The 18,932-nt window shown below is 68.9% G+C and carries 17 protein-coding genes; 8 read left to right on the forward strand and 9 right to left on the reverse strand.

Features of this window, described 5'->3' with window-relative positions; all coding sequences use genetic code 11:
• The first annotated feature begins 34 nt into the window (after positions 1–34).
• A complete protein-coding gene (locus tag ACFY2X_RS31200; RefSeq protein WP_389945215.1) occupies positions 35–730 on the forward strand; it encodes a hypothetical protein in 696 nt (231 codons plus the stop codon).
• On the opposite strand, the gene ACFY2X_RS31205 is transcribed toward ACFY2X_RS31200, so the two are convergent.
• Both ACFY2X_RS31205 and ACFY2X_RS31210 read right to left on the reverse strand, forming a co-directional pair.
• Positions 712–4,269: a protein kinase gene (locus ACFY2X_RS31205; protein ID WP_389945217.1), complete on the reverse strand. Its 3,558-nt coding sequence runs from the start codon at positions 4,267–4,269 to the stop codon at positions 712–714. The genes ACFY2X_RS31200 and ACFY2X_RS31205 overlap by 19 nt on opposite strands.
• Before the next feature lie 87 nt (positions 4,270–4,356).
• On the reverse strand, positions 4,357–5,625 hold the full coding sequence (locus ACFY2X_RS31210; protein ID WP_389945220.1) for an MFS transporter: 1,269 nt from the start codon (positions 5,623–5,625) through the stop codon (positions 4,357–4,359).
• A 170-nt stretch (positions 5,626–5,795) separates the two neighbouring features.
• Here ACFY2X_RS31210 and ACFY2X_RS31215 point away from each other — a divergent pair, with 170 nt between their 5' ends.
• The gene (locus tag ACFY2X_RS31215; RefSeq protein WP_389945223.1) at positions 5,796–6,767 is read left to right on the forward strand and encodes a DUF5937 family protein; all 972 of its coding nucleotides are present in this window, start codon (positions 5,796–5,798) and stop codon (positions 6,765–6,767) included.
• A gap of 18 nt (positions 6,768–6,785) precedes the next feature.
• On the opposite strand, the gene ACFY2X_RS31220 is transcribed toward ACFY2X_RS31215, so the two are convergent.
• From ACFY2X_RS31220 to ACFY2X_RS31230, 3 genes are all read right to left on the reverse strand, one after another.
• On the reverse strand, positions 6,786–7,694 hold the full coding sequence (locus ACFY2X_RS31220) for a hypothetical protein (protein WP_389945226.1): 909 nt from the start codon (positions 7,692–7,694) through the stop codon (positions 6,786–6,788).
• Between the two features lie 358 nt (positions 7,695–8,052).
• Positions 8,053–9,045, reverse strand: coding sequence for a zinc-binding dehydrogenase (locus ACFY2X_RS31225; RefSeq protein ID WP_389945228.1), 993 nt, complete (start codon positions 9,043–9,045; stop codon positions 8,053–8,055).
• A 106-nt stretch (positions 9,046–9,151) separates the two neighbouring features.
• The gene (locus tag ACFY2X_RS31230) at positions 9,152–10,126 is read right to left on the reverse strand and encodes an ArsR family transcriptional regulator (RefSeq protein WP_389945236.1); all 975 of its coding nucleotides are present in this window, start codon (positions 10,124–10,126) and stop codon (positions 9,152–9,154) included.
• A gap of 59 nt (positions 10,127–10,185) precedes the next feature.
• Between ACFY2X_RS31230 and ACFY2X_RS31235 the strand changes: the two genes are divergently transcribed.
• Complete coding sequence (locus ACFY2X_RS31235) at positions 10,186–11,451, forward strand: MFS transporter (RefSeq protein ID WP_389945239.1); 1,266 nt, start codon at positions 10,186–10,188, stop codon at positions 11,449–11,451.
• Positions 11,452–11,598: 147 nt separating this feature from the next.
• Here the strand turns inward: ACFY2X_RS31235 and ACFY2X_RS31240 are convergent, their stop codons facing one another.
• Both ACFY2X_RS31240 and ACFY2X_RS31245 read right to left on the reverse strand, forming a co-directional pair.
• Positions 11,599–12,189: a DinB family protein gene (locus tag ACFY2X_RS31240; protein ID WP_389945241.1), complete on the reverse strand. Its 591-nt coding sequence runs from the start codon at positions 12,187–12,189 to the stop codon at positions 11,599–11,601.
• A gap of 143 nt (positions 12,190–12,332) precedes the next feature.
• Positions 12,333–12,680 carry a hypothetical protein gene (locus ACFY2X_RS31245; RefSeq protein ID WP_389945244.1) on the reverse strand — a complete coding sequence of 116 codons (348 nt, stop codon included), beginning with the start codon at positions 12,678–12,680 and terminating at the stop codon, positions 12,333–12,335.
• A gap of 577 nt (positions 12,681–13,257) precedes the next feature.
• Here ACFY2X_RS31245 and ACFY2X_RS31250 point away from each other — a divergent pair.
• Together ACFY2X_RS31250 and ACFY2X_RS31255 are read left to right on the forward strand one after the other, a co-directional pair.
• On the forward strand, positions 13,258–13,773 hold the full coding sequence (locus ACFY2X_RS31250) for a GNAT family N-acetyltransferase (protein ID WP_389945247.1): 516 nt from the start codon (positions 13,258–13,260) through the stop codon (positions 13,771–13,773).
• Positions 13,774–14,213: 440 nt separating this feature from the next.
• Positions 14,214–14,708, forward strand: a complete 495-nt coding sequence (locus tag ACFY2X_RS31255; protein ID WP_389945249.1) for a peptidylprolyl isomerase — start codon at positions 14,214–14,216, stop codon at positions 14,706–14,708.
• 559 nt (positions 14,709–15,267) lie between these two features.
• Here the strand turns inward: ACFY2X_RS31255 and ACFY2X_RS31260 are convergent.
• Both ACFY2X_RS31260 and wrbA read right to left on the reverse strand, forming a co-directional pair.
• A complete protein-coding gene (locus ACFY2X_RS31260; protein ID WP_389945252.1) occupies positions 15,268–15,696 on the reverse strand; it encodes a YybH family protein in 429 nt (142 codons plus the stop codon).
• Between the two features lie 131 nt (positions 15,697–15,827).
• Positions 15,828–16,436 carry an NAD(P)H:quinone oxidoreductase gene (gene wrbA / locus ACFY2X_RS31265; protein WP_389945255.1) on the reverse strand — a complete coding sequence of 203 codons (609 nt, stop codon included), beginning with the start codon at positions 16,434–16,436 and terminating at the stop codon, positions 15,828–15,830.
• 368 nt (positions 16,437–16,804) lie between these two features.
• Here wrbA and ACFY2X_RS31270 point away from each other — a divergent pair, with 368 nt between their 5' ends.
• From ACFY2X_RS31270 to ACFY2X_RS31280, 3 genes are all read left to right on the forward strand, one after another.
• On the forward strand, positions 16,805–17,557 hold the full coding sequence (locus ACFY2X_RS31270) for a DinB family protein (RefSeq protein ID WP_389945258.1): 753 nt from the start codon (positions 16,805–16,807) through the stop codon (positions 17,555–17,557).
• Between the two features lie 295 nt (positions 17,558–17,852).
• Positions 17,853–18,401: a YciI family protein gene (locus ACFY2X_RS31275; protein ID WP_389945261.1), complete on the forward strand. Its 549-nt coding sequence runs from the start codon at positions 17,853–17,855 to the stop codon at positions 18,399–18,401.
• Positions 18,402–18,685: 284 nt separating this feature from the next.
• Entirely contained in the window at positions 18,686–18,925 is a 240-nt protein-coding gene (locus ACFY2X_RS31280; RefSeq protein WP_389945263.1) for a hypothetical protein, read from the forward strand.
• Positions 18,926–18,932: the final 7 nt, after the last annotated feature.

Here is an 18,932-nt window from a genome sequence, read left to right on the forward strand (position 1 = left end):
GTGCTTACGTTCAGGCTCGGTAAGGATCGGGGGCATGAGCACAGCGAAAGTCGCCCTGGTGTGCGACAGGTCCCCCAGCGTCCAGGCCCACGCACGCATCCCGTCCCTCCTTTCGGCCTTGCGTGAGCGGGACGGGCTGACACTGGACGCCTACTGGATCTCCACGGCCGAAGCCGACGACCTGGAGGGGTTCGACGGCATCTGGATACTGCCCGGCAGTCCCTACCGCAGCGAGGCCGGCGCGGTGAACGCCGCCCGCGTCGCCCGCGAGCACGGCATCCCGTTTCTGGGCACCTGCGGGGGCTTCCAGCACACCCTCCTGGAATACGCGCGCAACGTCCTGGGGCTGGCGGTCGCGCACGCCGAGAACGACCCGGACGCCCAGGACTTCCTGCTGATGCCGCTGGCGTGCTCCCTTGTCGGCCACGAGGAGGCGGTACGGCTGACGCCGGGATCGCTGGCCGAGAAGATCATCGGAGTGGAGAAGACCGTGGAGAGATACTCCTGCAGCTTCGGTCTCAATCCCGCCTACCTGCCCGTGCTGGAGGAGGGCGGCCTGAACTTCACCGGCCACGACGCGGACGGAGCCGTACGGATCCTGGAACTGCCCGGCCACCCGTTCTTCCTCGCCACGCTCTTCCAGCCCGAACTGGCGGGCGACGGAACCCGGCCGCACCCGATCATCACCGCGTTCGCCTCGGCCGCCACCGGTCAGCAGGTGCGGCGGTAGGGAATCTCCGGAATGTAGGTCTTCCAGTCCGCCTCGGAGAGCGGGCCGAAGAGACCGCAGAGGGCGCTCTTGACCTTGCCGGGGGCGACGAGGTGGGTGCGGAGGCGGCCGGCGTCGTCGACGGCCGCCAGAACCGCGCCGTCGGCGGAGAAGGCCAAGGTCGTGATCTTGTCCGGGCCGATCTTGGTCTTCGGCGTCAGGAAACCGGCGAGCGGAAGGCCCAGGGCGCGTCTGTTCGGAACGTCCCACAGGCGGATCCGGCCTGTCGTGTCGGCCAGCGCGAGCAGTTTCCCGTCGGGGGCGAAGGCGGCGGCGTTGCCCAGTTCCGCGCCTGGAAGCACGTCGTACCGGTGCTGGAGGGTCTGCGCGTCCCAGAACCCGACCTTGTCCTTGTCGACCACGGCGACGAGCCCGTCCCGGCTGCGGGCCTTGGCGGGGCTCAGATCGATGTTGGGGGCGAGGACTCTCCTGCCGGTGGCGACGTCGACGACACCCTGGTCCGGCCCGGAGAGCACGGTCCGTCCGTCGGGGCTGAAGAGGACACGTGGTTCACCGGCGATGAACTGGCCGGATTCCACCTGGACTCCGGCGGACTTGACCCGCGGGGTTCCCGAGGCCACGTCCCACAGTTCGAGCAAGGTCGAGCTGATGGTGGGATTGGTGAGCACCGCAAGCGTCCTGCCGTCGGGCGAGAACCTGAGCGGCAGCCGGTCGCTGATCGCGTGCCCGGTCTGCAGGGTGATCTTCTTGGTCGCCGAGGCGACGTCCCAGATCTCGACTTTCCCGCTGCTGCGGAAGCTGCTCGCCAGCAGCTTTCCGTCTCTCGACAACGCGAACAGCGATTCGCTGGTGCCCTTGACACCGTCGAGCGGCAGCGCTCCCCGTTTGACCCGCCTGACCGGATCCCAGATCTCCAGGTCGCGGCGGGACTCGATCGCAAGAGTCGAGCCGTCCTCGCTGAGGACCGCCGCAGCGCCGGTGAAGGCGTCGGTGAGCTTGACCGAGTCCGTGATGGGACTGAGGGACAGGACGGTGACGGTGCCCGTGAGGTAGTCCGCGCAGCGCAGGGTGCGGTCTCCCAGGCCGAAGATCGGGTTGGCACAGCCGCCGGAGTATCTGAAGACGGGCTCGTTGCGTTCGCCCACGAGGTCCCACGACTGGTCGTGGACGCCCTCGGTGCCCCAGACGGTGCCGCCGACCGCGACGAACCTGCCGTCGTTGCTGAAGGCGACCCCGATGTTCTCGTCGTTCTTCTGGAGCTGCCGCCAGCTCACGTCCTCCTTGTCCAGGCGGATGATCCACACCCGGTCACCCTTGATCACGCCGAGCCGTCTGCCGTCCGGGCTGACCTCCAGGCCGCTGACCCTCTCGGAATCCTTACCGATCCGGGACAGGGGCGTCTTCGTGCCCTTGACGATGTCCCAGTATTCGAGCTCTCCTTCCCGGAGGCCGACCAGGAACCGCCCGTCCGGCGTGAAGGTCGCGGCCGCGAGCTGGTACGGGATTCTGAGAACGGGCTTGCCCGATTCGACGTCCCAGACGATCGCCTGCGTCGCCTCGAAACTCAGGAGACGGGTGCCCATGGGATCGAGCGCCGCGTACGGCTCGGGAATGCGGATCGTCACCGGTCGCGGCCGGCCCGTCGCGGTGTCCCAGATGCCGACGGTGCCGTCCTTCCTGACCAGCGAGATGGTCTTGCCGTCCGCCGTGAGGCTCAGGGCGTGACCGAGACCGCCGTCGTCGATCGGTTCTCCGGTCAGGGTGATCGTCCGCACCACCCGGCGCGAGTCGACGTCGGCGAGCGTCACCTCGTGGCCGCGCGCGTACGCCATCAGATGGCGGGTGCCGTCTCCGTTCATCTTCCAGCGGCCGTCGAGGCCGGGTGGCCGGTAGGTGTACTGCTCCCACTGGCCGTAGAGCGTGGCCAGTGCGTTTCTGGCCGCCTGACCGCCGGGTGCCAGGGTCGCGGCGACGACGGCGAGTTGCTTGGCGGTGGCGGGATCGACGCGCCGCATCGTGGTGGCGAGGTTGGCGACCCGGTCGCCGATGGCCGCATCCCGCTGCCGGGAGATGGTCTCGTTCGTGGCCGTCAACTCGATGCCCTGGACGATCGCGACAGCCGCCGTCGCGGTGGACACCACGAGCAGGACCGCCAGGACGGTGCTCAGCAGGGTGCGGGAGCGCCGCCTGCGCTGCGCGGCGCGCACCGACTCGTCGAGGAAGGAGCGTTCGACCGGGTTGAGGGTGAGGTGCCGGCGACCGGTCACGGCACGGGTGAGCGCCTCGTCGAGCGAGCTGCCCTGCAGCAGGTCACCGCTTTTACGGCCGTGGCTCTGCCAGCGCCGCGCGGCGTCGGCGAGCCCGTGGTGGGCGTCGAGGACCTCGCGTTCGTCGGCGACCCAGTCGCGCAGCCGAGGCCAGGCCCGCACCAGCGCCGGGGTGGCGAGCGTGAAGAAGTCGCCGTCGCGGATCACCAGCCCGGCCTCGCCCAGCCGGTCGAGGACGCGCCAGAAGCTCTGCTCGGCCGTCTCGATGTCGAGGAACTCGGCGGCGGCGACCTTGCGCAGCGTGTGCCGGGCGTCCGGCGCCGCGGCGATCATCCGCAGCAGGATGCGCGGCACGACGGCCTGCTCGTGCGGTGCGAGCCCGGTGTAGACCCCCTCGGCCGCCTGCGCCAGCGACGGGGGGAGCGCCGTGGTCGAAAGGGCTCCGGCGACCGCGGTGGCCTCCTCAAGTGTGCCCTGGCCGCCGATCAGGCCTTCCAGCAGCTCCCACGGCGCGGGACGCCGGGCCGGGTCGTGGGACAGCGCCCGCGCCACCAGGGACCGCAGCGGCTCCCGCAGCACATCGAGATCGGGCCGGTGATGGAGGATCTGGTGGATCAGCGCGGGCATGCCGTCACCGTCGAAGGGCGGCTTGCCCGTGGCGGCGAACAGGATGGTGGCGCCCCACGCCCAGACGTCGACGGCCGGTGAGGCGCGGTGACCGCGGAACAACTCGGGGGCCATCCACCGCGGAGTGCCCTTCAGCTGCCCGGTCGCGCTCTGGGACATCTCCTCGGTGCGCGCGATGCCGAAGTCGATGACCCGGGGACCGTCCGGGCCGAGCAGGACGTTCGCCGGCTTCAAATCCCGGTGTATCACGCCGGCCTGGTGGATGGACGACAGCGCGGCGGCGATGCCGACCGCGAGACGGTGCAGGTCGTCGGGGTGGTAGGGCCCGTGCCTGTCCACGCGGTCCTGCAGATCGGGCCCGGGGACGTACTCACTGACCAGGTACGGCGGGACGTGGTCGAGATCGGCCTCGATGATCCGCGCGGTGCAGAAGGAGGCCACGCGGCTGAGCGCCGCCACCTCCCTGCGCAACTGGTCACGGTAGGCGTCGGTGAGGATGTCCTCGCGCAGCGCCTTGACCGCCACCCGGCCACCCGTGCTGTCGTAGGCCTCGTAGACCACGCCCTGGCCTCCCGCGCCGAGCCGTCGGGCCAGCCAGTAGGAGCCAAGTTGCCGAGGGTCACTGGGCGAGAGCGGCGCAACCATGGAATCAGATATACAAGATTGTTTGTTTGCGACGCCACCCGGATCCGTCATCCGTCACAACTCCAGCGACACGGCAGCCGTACCCGCTCACTGAGCGGGAATCGCCTGAGCGTCTTCCGGAAGTTCGCGAAGGGTGCGAAGCGGCGAGAACATGATCGGCAACCAGCTCACCGCGAGCATCGCCGCTCCCACCCACAGCGCCGCCCGCACGCTCGCCAGCTCCCCGACCAGCCCGGCCACCCCCGCACCGACCGCCAGCGCACCGCTGAGCAGGAACCGCATCGTCGCGCTGACCCGGCCCAGCAGCCGATCGGGGGTGACCCGCTGACGGAAGCTCACCTTGATCACGTTACCGACGCCGACCTTGTAGGTGACCGTCATCCACGCGACCCCGGCCGTCCACAACCCCGCACCGTCGTCCAGCAGCGGGATCAGCGGCACGAACGGCACGATGGCGACGCTGGTCAGCAAGACCGTCCTCCCCTCCCCCAGCCACTGGCCGAGCCGCCGGGCGCTCGCCGAACCGAGGAAGACCCCGACACCGCCGGCGGTGAAGAACGCACCGAGCCAGAGCGGCGACAGGCCCAGCTCTCGAACGAACAGGATGGGAAGCATCGCCTGGATGATCTGGATTCCCAGGTTCGCCAACGTCCCCTCCACGGCGACGGCCCGCAGGATCGGGTGACCGGTCACCAGGCGCAGCCCCTCGGCGATGTCCCGCCCGAGGCTCACCCCTCCCTTCTCCGGGAGCGGTTCCACGCGGCGGATGGACCGCAGGCACAACGCCGACCACAGGTAGCTCACCGCGTCCACGGCGATCGCCACCGGAGCCGACAGCACCTGGATCAGGTAGCCGCCGACGCCGCGCCCGGCGAGCTGGTTGGCCGCGTCCATGCTGACCAGCGCGCCGTTGGCGGCCATCAGCTGCCCGGGTTCGACCAGGCGCGGCAGGTAGCTCTGGTCGGCGATCTCGAAGAACACCGTGGCCACCCCGCACAGCAGCACCACGATGTAGAGGTGGGGCAGGGTCAGCGCTCCCAGCCACCACGCCACCGGCACCGATCCCAGCAGTACGGCCCGCACCAGGTCGGCCGTGACCATCACCGGCCGGCGCCGCATCCGGTCCACCCAGGCTCCCGCCGGCAGGCCGATCAGCAGAAACGCCAGCGTGCTCAGCATCGCCAGCACCCCGACCTCACCGGGCGTGGCCTCCAGCGCCGTCACCGCGGCGAGCGGGACGGCCAGGTAGCTGATCGAGGTGCCCAGCCTGCTCGCGACGGCCGCGGCGAACAACCTGCGGAAGCCGGAATCGGCGAACACCGACCGTTGGGATCGGGATGTCGTCATGGTGGTCATGCGCCCGACCATGCCGTCCCCTCGTGGACGCCTCCATTAATTTAGGCAGGAGCGAATCGACGGGGTGGCCGTGGTGCGAGAAGGGCGGCGGGCGCCGTCTCCGGAACCCACCGCGACGCGCGCGGCTGTGGACGTCACGGGTTCGCGGCGCCGGAGAAGGGTGAAGCGCGATGCTGGAGCTGGAGTTCGGACTGGCGGATCTGGCGTGCACCCGGTTCGCGTTCTCTCCCCTGTGGGAGGTGGTGGCCAGCGTCCGGGTCCTGAAGAACCCCGCGGAGCATCCCCTGCATCGGCCATGGGTGGAGGAGGTCCTGCCGAGGCTGCGTTCCTCGGGGGTGGACTGGGGAATGCTGGCGGATCTGGTGCCGGTGCCCACCCGAATAATTCCGGCGTTCATCTGCCCCCCGCCGGTCACCACCGCACCCCACCTTGAGGTGGAACTGGCCACGATGTGCGCGACCCCACCCGAACGGGTTCGCCTCGAACTCGCGGACATGGAGGGGCCCCGCCTCGCCCCGCTCCGCGATGATCCGGTCGGCGGCCTGGTGAAGCTGGCCGAGGTGATCCGGGATTACTGGGCGGCCACGCTGGCACCGTACTGGCCGAGGATCCGCACCCTCCTCGAAGGAGACGTGCTCCACCGGGCCCGGCTGCTGGCCGAGGGGGGCGCCGACAGGCTGCTCAACGATCTCGACCCGGCCATCAGGTGGGAGAAGGACAGGCTGTTCGTCCGGCATCGTCATGTGTCGGCGGTCAGAGGGCTGGGCGGGCGGGGGCTGCTGCTGGTGCCCTCGGTCTTCGTCTGGCCGAGGCTCTTCTCGGTCACCACGCCCCCCTGGCAGCCCACGTTGCGCTACTCGCCTCGCGGAATCGCCACCCTGTGGGAACGCCGCGCGGCCGACGTTCCCGCGGCGCTGGCCGCGGTGCTCGGGCACTCCCGCGCCGCGCTCCTCGGCGAGCTGGAGGCCCCTGCCTCCACCACCGACCTGAGCCGGCGCACCGGCATGTCCATGGGCGGGGTGTCGCAGCATCTGACCGCGTTGCGTGCGGCCGGCCTGGTCACCGCCCACCGGACCGGAAGGTATGTGCTCTATGCCCGGAGCGAGGTGGCCGAGGTTCTTCTGGCGGGGGCGGAGACCTGAGAAACATCGGGACCGCGATCACGGCAGGCCGTTGCGCCTTTTGAAGTCGTTCCACGCCCTGACGCAGTAGCCATAGCGCCAGTCGCCGGGCTGCAGGTGCCGGCAGGCATGAGCGGCGCTGAGGCGGTCGTCGGGAGCGGCAGGGGCGGTGCGAGGCTCAGGAGCGGCGTGCGTGCCGGGGGTGTCGGCGCCTGTGCGGTTTCCTCGTGCCCCGGGGGGCGTTCTTTCTCCGGGGGATGCCGGTGGCCGGGTCCTCGGGGCGGTCGCGGGTGTCTCCGAAGCGTCCGGTGCCGCTGGCGGTGCCGACGTCACGGTCCGGACCGCCGGCCGTTCGGCGGTCTTCGGCGCGCCGCGCCTCCCGTGCCGCCGCACGCCTTGGCTGTCCCGGATGCCGGTGGCGGCGCGGGCCTGGAGCTGCTCGGCCGGCTTCTGGCCGCTCGCGGCTTTCTCCGAAGGGGCGGAAGGTGCGATGGTGAGCGCGTGGCCGGGGGACGGCGTGGTCGTCTCGGCGGGAGCGATCGCCGCATCGTCTCCGGCCGTCCACGGCGGGTCTGGCACCGCGACGGTGTCGGCGGCGGGCCGCCCGAACGTCGGCGACCACCCGGACGACCAGATGCCGGCTCCGGCCGCCGCGAGGAATCCGAAGATCAACGCGGGTCGCAGGAACCGGTCACGCGGGATGTGCGGCCACGACCACGACGGACGGTGCAGGCGTCGCGGCGGCTGCGGCGGCCAGACGGGCCGGATGTCGACGCTGATCCGCGATCCGTACACGAACGGGTCACCGGCGGAGTTGTGGGCCTGGCCGTCGCGGGGCCGATCGGTGACCTCGGCCGGCGGGTGGCCTGGAGGCTGGCCGTACGGCATGCGACCGCGGGGCCTTCCGCTCGGGCTGCGCCTGTGCGTCGAGTAATGATCATCATGCATATCGCCTCCCGTGTCGCCTCTCACCTCCCCCAGCGTGCCGAAAGTCACGCGTCGTAAGTGTCAGGTAACAGGATGGTCTTATAGACCTGTTATCAGGATCGCGCTCAATCCGGGATGGATGCCTGTAAATCCCACAGCCTGGAGGGGTCTCCCGGGACAGCGGCATGGCGGAGGGTGTGGATCCGGCAGATGCGAGTCATCGTCGTGTCCCTGTATCCGCGGTGTGCGTTCTGCGACCTCCGTGTACGGGCAGCGAGATCATATCCAGCCAAGATCACCGAAACGGATGGTTTCTCCGCAGAGCCAAAGACCGTGATCGAAGCCGGCCGTCCCCGCAGGCGGTCGGCGGCCTGTCCGGTCAGACACGGAGCACCAGGCGTCCAGGGTGTTTCCTGCTCTCCCCTCGTATCCCCGCTTCGATGTCCTCGTGCGCCTCCCGGGCCTGCGACAGTTCCAGAACGGTCGTGTCCAGGCGGAGCGCGCCGAGTGACAGCTCCCCGTTGACCCACTCGGCCGCCTCCGCCAGCTCCTCCGCCGTGGCCAGGCTGATCACGAATCCGACGATGGACCTGTCGTGCGTGTACAGCTCCCTGGCGTCGAGGCCGGCCGTACCCTCCTGGCTCCGGAACCCGGACATGACCAGCACGCGGCCACGGTCGGCGAGCGCGGGCACCGCCGCGCCGGGGGCCGTACGCCCGGTGGTATCGCAGTAGACGCTCACTCCGTCCGGAGCGAGCTCCCGCAGTGTGGCCAGGGGGAAGGCGGAGACGGAGTCGATCACGTCGTCGGCGCCCAGCCGGCCGCAGGCCGCGGTCTTGCGCGGCCCCCGCGCGGCGGCGATGACCCGGGCGCCGAGGCTCACCCCCATCCGGATCAGGCAGGAGCCGACGGCACCGTTTCCCCCCTCGACGAACAGGGTCTCGCCCCGCCGGAGCCTGGCATGGTGGACCAGCCCGGTGTAGGCCGTGACGGCCGGGTGCAGGACGGCGACCGCCTCCAGCGAATCGACTCCGCCGGGGAGGCGGTAGAGCCTGTCGGGCGGCACGCACGCCAGCTCGGCGGAGGCGCCCTGGCGCCCGCCGTACCCGAGGCTGCAGCACCACACCCGGGTGCCGGGCGCGAGACCGGACGCGCCCGGCTCCACCACCTCACCGACGAGGTCGCGGCCCAGGACCAGCGGCAGCGGGACGGGCGTGGCGTAGGCGCCTGAGCGCACGAACGTGTCCACGTTGTCGACGGCCACCGCCGCCACCCGGACCAGGGCTTCGCCGGGGCGGCATCCGGGATCCGGCAGTTCGCCGTGACGGATCTCCCCCGCTGACCCCAGCCGCTCGACGTACGCGGCACGCATCGATCACTCGCCTTCCGAACGGCCTGGTCCTTCTCCCCCTTTCCCCGCCTACCCCCGACTTTCCCCGCCTACCCCGACGAAGCCGGGAAACCGTCGCGGGACCCGCTCATGATCCGTTGTCCTGGGCCTTCACCAGGACCTCCCCGGCGTCCGTCCGGTAGTAGAGCACGGACCGCCCGGCACGCCTGCGCCGGACCAGACGGGCGTCGAGCAGGATCTTGAGATGGCGGCCCACCGACCCCAGTCCCTGGCCGGTCAGAGCCACCAGCTGCGTCGTGCTCTTCGGGGCGTCGAGAAGCATGAGGACGCCCGCCCGTGCGTGCCCGAGCAACGCGCCCAAGGCCTCGGGCACCGGCATCCGGCCCGCTTCGGCCAGGGCGCCCGAGCACGGATACACCACGGCGTGCCGATGCGACGCGTCCCACGAGACCCAGCTCTGGCGTGGCGTGACGGGGACGAACATCAACTGCGCTCCGGAGAGCTCCCGTGGCGGATAGTCGTACGTGTTGATCTGCAGCCGGCTCTCCCCGAGCCAGCGCATCCCGGGGCGCATGTCGTCCAGGGCCGCGGCCCAGCCGCCTTGGCCCAGCCGCGCCGTACGCGCGACGACGTCGGCCTCGATGATCCGCCGGCGCTGCGGCCAGTAAGGGAGCACCGATTCCCTCCACACCCACTCCAGCAGGTCGGCAGTGCGTTCCGGCAGGTCAGAGCGGTGCAACCGGGCGGGGACCGGGCCGCCCAGCGACACGCTCAGGTCGGCGCGGGCGGTCTCGGCCGGTGTCTCACGGATGCATGCCACCTCCTGCGCGAAGGTGGGCTCACCCTCGCCGGCGGGCGTGGGGGTGAGGAAGTCGGCGTTCCAGGTGCGTCCCAGAGCGGCCCGGATGAGCAGCGCGGTGACCGGGTCGCCGGCCTGCCGCTTCCGGTAGGCAGGCAGATGGACGCCGAGCCACGCGGACTCGCCCGGATGCGTGGCCGTCCCCCGCTCCAGGGTCTTCAGGCTCGCGATGACCTCCGCCAGAGGGGAGACGACGAACCGGCTTCCCACGAGCGTGTCCGCGTTGACCTGCCACCAGCCCATCGTTTCGCCTCCCCGCGAAACAGTAGCGCCCTCACGGCGGGGTCTTTGAGACTCCGGCCGTGCGTACCTATCACGAACTCTTCCGGACGCCGGAGTTCACACCGCTCTTCCTGACATCGGCCGGGCAGGTGGCGGCCCAGACGGTGAGCGGGCTGGCCCTGAGCACGCTGGTCTACACGACGACCAGTTCGCCGCTGCTGTCCGCTCTCGCCATGTTCGGCCCCTCCCTCGCCCAGGTGATCGGCGCGACGACGCTGCTGTCGGCGGCCGACCGGCTGCCGCCGCGCTCCACGCTGACGGGCCTGGCGCTGCTCTTCGGACTCTGCACCGCCGTCCAGGCCATCCCCGGCCTGCCTGTATGGGCCGTCTTCGTCATCCTCCTGGGCCAAGGGATGATCGCATCACTGGGTGGCGGAGTACGCTACGGACTGCTCAACGAGATCCTCGCGAGGAAGGGGTACCTGCTCGGCCGCTCCGTGCTCAACATGTCCACCGGCGTCATGCAGATCTGCGGGTTCGCGGCCGGTGGCGGGCTGGTGGCCGTCCTGTCACCGCACGGCACGCTGTTCACCGGGGCCGCCCTGTATCTCGCCGCCGCGGCCGTCGCCCGGTTCGGCCTCAGCCGACGGCCGCCGCGTGCCACCGGGCGGCCGTCGGCCATCGAGACCTGGCGGAACAACGCACGGCTGTGGTCCTCCAAACCCCGCCGATACGTCTACCTCGCCCTCTGGGTGCCCAACGGGCTGATCGTCGGCTGCGAGTCCCTCTACGTCCCCTACGCGCCCCGGCACGCGGGGCTCCTGTTCGCCTGCGCCGCGCTCGGAATGCTGGCCGGGGACACTCTGGCCGGCCGGTTCCTCCCCCGGCGGTGGAGGGAACGGCTCGGCACACCGATGCTCCTACTGCTGGCCGCCCCGTATCTGATCTTCGCTCTGTCCCCGGCGCCGCCTCTCGCGGTGGCGGCCGTTGCGCTCGCCTCGGCCGGATACTCGGCGAGCCTCCTTTTCCAGGAGCGTCTGATGTCCCTGACACCGGACGAGCTGAGCGGGCACGCCCTCGGGCTGCACTCCTCCGGCATGCTCACCATGCAGGGCGTGGGCGCCGCCTTCGCGGGTGCCGTCGCCCAGCACACCTCGCCGCCGGTGGCGATGGCCGTGGTGGCGGCGGCCTCCGTCACGGTCACTCTGACCCTGGCACCCGGTCTGCGGCAGGGCCACGGACCGGGTGAGCGTGACGACCTTGGTCTTCCAGCCCGAACCTCTCAGGAAGAGGCCGCCGTGGCAGTGACCGGCAATCGGGCGGATACGGCTGAACAGGCTTTCTGACCCGGGGACCTGCGGGCTGGAAGTCGTTCGCCGGCGACGCGGGTATCCACGCACGAGGGGCCTGTTCACCCACACGCATGCGACCGACCGGCACACCGTCTACGGCGTCTACGGCACGAAGATCATCGCGTTCCCGGCCAGGATCGCCTAGCCCTGGCCGGCTTCCCGCGCGACGCGCTCCACCTGGCCTCGGTAGGACTCCCACCAGGCCTGGTCGCCAGGCGCCATGTTGTCGCTCCCCTCTCGCAGCCCGACGACCCCGTCGACCAGCTCCCGGACGATATCGGCATGGCCGGCGTGCCGGTTGGTCTCAGCGATCATGTGCACCAGGATCCGGTGCAGCGTCACCCGGTTCTGACCATCCGGCCACCACGGCACGTGACCGATCGCGTCCAGCGTCAGCGCCTGGATCGTCGCATCCGAGTGCGCCCACGCCCGGTGATACAGCCCGACGATCTGCTCGCGCGACTCGTCAGCGGTCGCCCACATGTCCGCGTTGGGTTCTGCGCCATCCTCGAACCAGGGCAGCGATTCGCCGGACGGCCGCTCGAAGACGTCACCGAAATATCCCAACTCGACGCTGGCCACATGTTTGATCAACCCCAGCAGGTTGGTGCCGGTCGGTGTCAGCGGTCGGCGGATGTCGTACTCCGAAAGCCCCTCCAGCTTCCACAGCAGAGCTTCGCGGGCGGTTCGCAGGTAACGGTGAAGGTCGGCCTTCGGGTCGGATTCGGTCATGCCGGGCAGTCTGCCACGCTGTGCCGACAGTCCCGTGATGATGTTCGCGGCTCCACCTCAGGAACACACCCCGGGCACCACGCCTCCCGGCCCCGGCACCCGGCGGCCAGGCGCGCGACCGGTCCGGGACCGCCTCATCCTGATCAGGCCGGGCGGATGCCGGGATCAACCTCGACGCCGATGTGCCCCATCGCGGTGTGGTAGCGGGAGGCGTGCAGTCCGGCCGCCTCCAGGACCTTCTCCATCCGCAGCAGCCGCTCGCGGACCTCGACGAGACGCGCCTCGGGGTCGTCCCCGGTGTCGTCACGCAGGATGAACCGGCCGGGCAGGCGTGCGACCTCGGTTCGCAGGTGCTCGGCCAGGGCGGCGGTGTAGCGGGTCACCTCGGCCAGCAGCCACCCGGCCTCGTGCAGCTCGGCCACGTCCAGGGCGCGCCGTTCACGTACGGCCTGCAGCAGCTCGCCGAAACGGGCCATATCCTCAGCGTCCATGGTTCTCCTGTCCGGTCATCTCGCGGTCGGGGGAAGGCGGGGCGGGGCGACCGCCGGCGCCGAGTCAGAGCGCCGGTCGACTGGGCGGGCTCGGGGCCAGCAGGTCGTCCTCGACGAGCTCGGATGGTGGAGTCACCTCACAAATGTATGAAAAGGTGCTCGGATATTTATTGAACAACCCGACTTTTCATCATTCTTCATGCAAGACCACAGAGGAATGATGTCCGGTTTGCCTGTTTTGGTGAACCGTTGTGATCATGTTCGAGGAACGGCCGGTTAGCGGACTCCCTTCCAGGAGTGCTTCAGCCCTGGCCAGAGGTGCGGGGCTTCCGGCCCTCCAGGCGAACGCACCGCCCGCCAAGGAACGCGAGGTCCCGCGGAAGCCGCTTCGCGTCTAAAACGCTTTGCCCGGGCCGAGAGGAGGCTGCTACTGTCACCCGGCGCGGGAGGCGCGTGATCACGGAACGGGGAGGTTGATGAATATGGCCGCCGTCGGCCGTCTTCGGTGTGCCCTTGTCCGGCCCGCGCGACAGCAGGGCGCGGTCCGGGTCGTTCTTTCGACCAGGAGTAGTGATACGTGTCTTCTTCCTCTTCATCCGTCCACTCTCAGCTGACCACCGACCGCCTCGTTCTTCGGCCCTGGAGCATGGCCGAGGCCACTGCGGTTCTCGGCGACACCAGGTCCGTTCACTGGGCCGACGACTTCCCCGCCGAAGGTGACCGCGTCATCGCGGGCCTTTTCGGCCAGTACCCCGCCTGGCTGGGCGAACACGGCCACCGTCTGATCATCGAGCGTGACAGTGGCCTGGTGGTGGGCTCGATCGGCCTGTTCTGGCCGCCCAGCGAGGGAACCGTCGAGATCGGATACGGCGTCGTGGCCTCCCGCCGCGGCCGGGGCTATGCCTCGGAGGCCGCCCGGGCTCTGGCGGACTTCGCCCTCGCCGCGCCAGGCGTCCATACCGTGTTCGCCAACGTGGAGCTGTCGAACCCGGCCTCCGTCCGCGTGCTGGAGAAGGCAGGATTCCGCCGATGGGCCACTGAGGAGAACATGGCCCGCTTCAGGATGACGAAACCGGACCACCGCGAGCGGTGACCCGGTGGGGCCGGCGGCGTTCGCTGGCCCCACCGCGGCCGCGAGCGCCACCGTGCCGGGCAGGCAGACCAGACACCGCCACGGCCACCCAGACAGCAGGTAAGCAATGCGGGAGGCACATGGCTGTGTTCGCGTGCGTGGGCTGCGGTGCGTTGCCGACTTCGCCGGTGTCGCACGTTGCGCTGCCCGCCCACGCCCACCACCGCCGCTGCCGTACGGTCCGTTCCGGCCTGACTGGGACGTGTTCCTCAGAACGCTGGCACGGCTGCCAGAGGTTCGTCAGCCGTGGCTGCGTGCGGTTTACGACCGTGTGAAGGATCGCCGATTCAGCCACCCGCTCTAGCGATGCTTCCGGAATACGGAAGGGGCCACGTTCCAAGGCCCGCTCGGCACCCGTGGAAGACTGTCTCCTGACAACCCATTGCAGACTAGGGGGAACCATGAGCACGGTAGTGATGACCACCAACCACGGCAAGCTCACGATCGAACTTGCCGACGAGCTCGCGCCCAAGACGGTTGAGAACTTCCTGGCGTATGTCAGGTCCGGCCACTACAACGGAACGATCTTCCACCGGGTGATCCCGAACTTCATGATCCAGGGTGGCGGGTTTGAGCCGGGTATGAGGCAGAAGCCCACCAACGCCCCCATCGAGAACGAGGCCAAGAACGGTCTGAAGAACGAGCTCTACACCGTGGCGATGGCCCGCACCTCCGTCCCGCACTCGGCCACGGCCCAGTTCTTCATCAACGTCAGCAACAACGGCTTCCTCGACTACCCGGGCCAGGATGGCTGGGGTTACGCGGTCTTCGGCAAGGTCGTCGAGGGCACCGAGGTCGTCGACAAGATCGCGGGAGTCAGGACTGGCCACAAGGGTGGGCACGGGGACGTCCCGGAAGCTGACGTTGTGATCGAGAGCGCCGAAGTCGTCAGCTAGGGGTAGCCGACGGGACGTCTTCATCGAGCACCTCACCCGGTGGGCCTATGACGCCGCCTCCCGAAACCCGAGGGCCGCGATGATCTGGTCCGTCTCACCGTCCGCGCCGCCGCCGTCATGGCGCGCACCGATCGTCGCCATGATCGTTTTTGTCCCGATGCTCTCAGCGGGCGACCCATGGCGGATGGCTTTCCTGCACAGCGGTGGCGCTTTCGGGTTCAGTCTCGCGCCACACCGCGGCCTACCGGCCAAGCCCGCTTCCCCGGCCGTCGCCGGGGACCGGGGATGTCGTAGCGGCTCGAGGGCGGCCGGTACGGCTGAACGCGGCCGCGCTCGGCCGTCTGGCCGGGCGTGAACCGCTTCGGTTCCGGCCTGCGAGGAACAGCGGAACGAAAACGTACGCTCTCCATGCCGCCGCCCACCCCCAACTCGGCCGCCCCACCCGCAGGGCAGGATCGCCCATCGGAAACGTGCTTTCGGGTCTGGGAGGGTGAGGGCGTCTGGCGTCCTCACCCTCTCAGGCAGGAAGTACCTTTCTCATATAAATGATCAGGCTGGCTCACATATCCGGCGGGAACCAGGCTTGAAGGTTCTCCGGGTTGATCGGCAGTGAGATATGTTCATGCGTGATCAACCACTTGCCACTTGACCGTCGGCAACAAACGGTCGATCGTACCCATATCGCGCTCTCGAGCCCGTTCTTGCGTGTTCCGGAGTTCAGGTGAAGCATGTGCGCGAACGCGACATCTCCACTCGTCGCAATGGTTAAATCATGTGTTTTCAGGCTGATGGGGCCGTCGTATTCATCAAACCACCGCACAAAGTTGCGGCGCACTTCGTCGGTTCCCGCGAACTGGAGGGGGGGAACAACATCGTAATAAACGATGCCGGAAGAATAATGTGACATGAGCCGATCGACGTCCTTTGTCTGGCAGGCATCGACTCGACTCTCCAAGAGTGCCCTGATTTCGGAATCGTTCGATGTCATCGCATCCTCCGTTTAAGAATTCTGACCGCAACCAGCGCGCCTGGCGACGGTCTCTGTGGTTCAGTAGCCCGACGAAGCAACCCCTCGGAATGTGAGGTGCTATGACAGCCTCGCCGGTGTTCCGTGCTGGATCAGGCGGCGCGGCCGGCTTTGAGTGCGGCCGCGGTGTCGACGATGCGGCGGGCCTGGTGGCGGGCAGCGTCCAAGGTCACGTCGCTGGGTGGGCCATCGCCGGTCACGTGGGAGGTGCCGTAGGGATTGCCTGACTGGAACTGGATGGGGTCGGTGTAACCGGGGGGCACGATGATGCCGCCCCAGTGGTAGAAGGTGTTCCCCAGCGCCAGGAGAGTGGACTCCTGTCCGCCGTGGGCGGTGTTGGAGGCGGTGAAAGCCGAATACACCTTGTCCGCGAGCTTGCCTTGGTACCACAGGCCACCGGTGGTGTCGATGAACGCCCTGAGCTGGCTGGCCGGGTTGCCGAAGCGGGTGGGGGTGCCGAATAGCACCGCGTCGGCCCAGTCCAGGTCGTCGTGGCCGGCCTCGGCGATGTCGGCGGTGTCCTGGAGGTGCTGGGCCCAGGCCGGATTGGCGCTGATCGCCTCCGGTGGGGCCGTTTCGGCGACCTTGCGCAGTCGCACGTGGGCGCCGGCCTTTTCCGCGCCCTCGGCGGCGGCTCGCGCCAAGGCATGCAGGGTGCCTGTGGCGCTGTAGTAAATGATCGCGACCTTCACGGGTTCCATGATCGGTTTCCTTTCGCAACGTTCGCCTCAGCAGTACGACGACAGAGCCATCCGAAATGTCAGGCGGTCGAACTGGGCGAGGGAAAACGCGGCCAAGAGAGCCTGCGGCACCGTGATCACCCATCACCTGTGAGCGGACATCGAGAACTCCTGGTAGACGGACATGCCGGTCCAGATACACGGACATCAGTTCTCCAGATGGGCGGCCATGAAGTCTGCGGTTCCGTGGTCAGTGGCGGGGTTGCTTCGCCTGTGGCTTCGCGTTTGCACATCGGCTATTCGTGGCGGGCTCGAGAGCGGCTCACGGACCCATGTAGAGGTCGACATCGACGCTGTACCGTTACGGTCTGTACGGGCACAATGGCGCGATGGCAACGCAGTACGACAACACCGACGCGTTCCGCGGCGCGAGCTTCACGAGCGCCACCTTCGCCGCCGCGAAATTCCGCGACTGTGACATGCGCCAGATCAAGATCGTCGACTCCTTGCTCGTGGACGTCAACGTGTCCGGAGACGTACGCAACTTCCTCGTCAACGACGTGGACGTCACCCCCTTCGTCGAGGCCGAGCTCGACCGGCGACATCCCGAGCGCATGCAGCTGCGAGCGATGCGGACAGCCGATGACTTCCGCGCGATGTGGGACACGATCGAACGGCTCTGGTCGGATACGGTCGCCCGCGCGGAGAGGCTGCCCGAAGCGGCTCGCCACGAACGGGTCGACGACGAGTGGTCCTTCGTCGACACGCTTCGCCACCTTGTCTTCGCCACCGACGCCTGGGCAAGCCGGACGATCCTCGACGAGCCGATGCCGTTCCACCGGCTCGGCCTCACCCACACCGGTTATCCGCCCACGGACGCGGCGACACTCGGCATAGATCTTGATGCGAGTCCGTCGTACGTAGCAGTGATGGAGGCTCGCGCCGGCCGCATGGCGCTGGTGCGCGGCATCGTCGACGGACTCACCGACACCGAGCTTGCACGGATGTGCACGCGCGCACCTGCGCCCGGCTATCCCGAGGAACTGCGCTCGGTCGGCAGTTGCCTGCGCGTGGTGATGGAGGAGGAGTGCGAGCATCGCCGCTACATGGTGCGCGACCTCGCGATACTCGAAGCGCGTTGACTACAGCTGACGACGTGGACTCACCGGTCCGGGCGGGCCTATGCGGGCAGAGGCAGAAGACCTCAAGCGGGCGCAGCGCTCGCAAACCGACGTTCCCGTGGCGCTCCGAGGCCGCTCACCGGGATTTCTCGTGACCGTCTGCCAGGAGTCATGTAGCCGCCTGCCTGGAACAGCATGCCCGCCGACCAGGATTTCCTGGTGACCGCTTACACCCTTCTCCGGGGCTGAAGGATCGCCGATGGCTCGGATGACCGGAATGGAACCGTCGCTGCGGTTCATGGTAGGTACTCTCGGCATGGAATTTTTCTGTTATCACCGTGATCGGCCTGACTCTGCGGCGCTGCGCGACGAGCTGCTGGAAGAGCACTGGTCCTACATGGACCAGTACGCGGCGGAGCTGATCGCCCGTGGCCCGACCTTCGGCCGCGACAGCGACACGGCCACCGGCAGTGTGCACATCATCGACCTGCCAGATCTTGCCACTGCGCGTGCGTTCGTCTTCGACGAGCCCAACTACCAGGCCGGTGTGTACCGGGACGTGGTGTTGCGCCGATGGAGCAACGCGCTGGGGCGCACCATGTGGGATTTCCCCGGCGGCCGAGAAGGCGGCAACCGTTATCTGGTGCTGGGCTTCGGCTCCGGGCAGGCTGCCGACCTTGTCCCGCCGCCCGACCGGGACGAGCTGATCGCGTATGGGCCGCTGCTGTCCGACGACGGCACCACCTGGCTGGGTACGGCGCTGCTGGTCCGGGCGCCGGACCCGGATGCGGCACGCGCCGTCCTGACCCCGGACCGGTACGCCGACATCGAGGTCCACGACTGGGAGTTCGGCGGGCGGCGCTAGTGAGCGCTTGACCGTCGCGGAGGTGGGGCCAGAACTCGCGCGAATAACCCACGTCGGAGATTGAGCAGTGGGGCCAACCCTGTAGATGGGGCCAGTTCTTGCCCTTGAAATCAAGGGCTGGGGTCGTGGCGTTTGTCGCCTCAGGACGACGGCAAGGCGATCGTACTGCGACCCGAGTCGCCCGCCGAAACGCGGGACGCGGTTCGCGAGGCCGCCGACCTGTGCCCTGCCGCGGCGATCGTCCTGTCGACCGACCACCGACCCTGGCGGAGCATTCGGCTCCGTTGCCGGAGAAGGCTTTATCCCATGTCACTGTCGCGCAGCGGCTGGTCATCGCTGACCCCCGGCTGGCCGCCGCGCGATTCCTCGACGTGAAAGTCTGGCGCGAGTGGCACTGTCCACGCGGTGTTCGAGACCCTCGATGCCGCCGGATCTTCGCCGGCAAGAATGCCCAGCGTCCTGAGCTGGAGGCCTGGCTGATCGAGGATCCCTGGCAGGACCTGTTGACTTCCTCCCCCGCCTGAAGATCGG

Origin of the sequence: Streptosporangium sp. NPDC000396, from assembly GCF_042898655.1 — a bacterium.
Lineage (GTDB): Bacteria > Actinomycetota > Actinomycetes > Streptosporangiales > Streptosporangiaceae > Streptosporangium.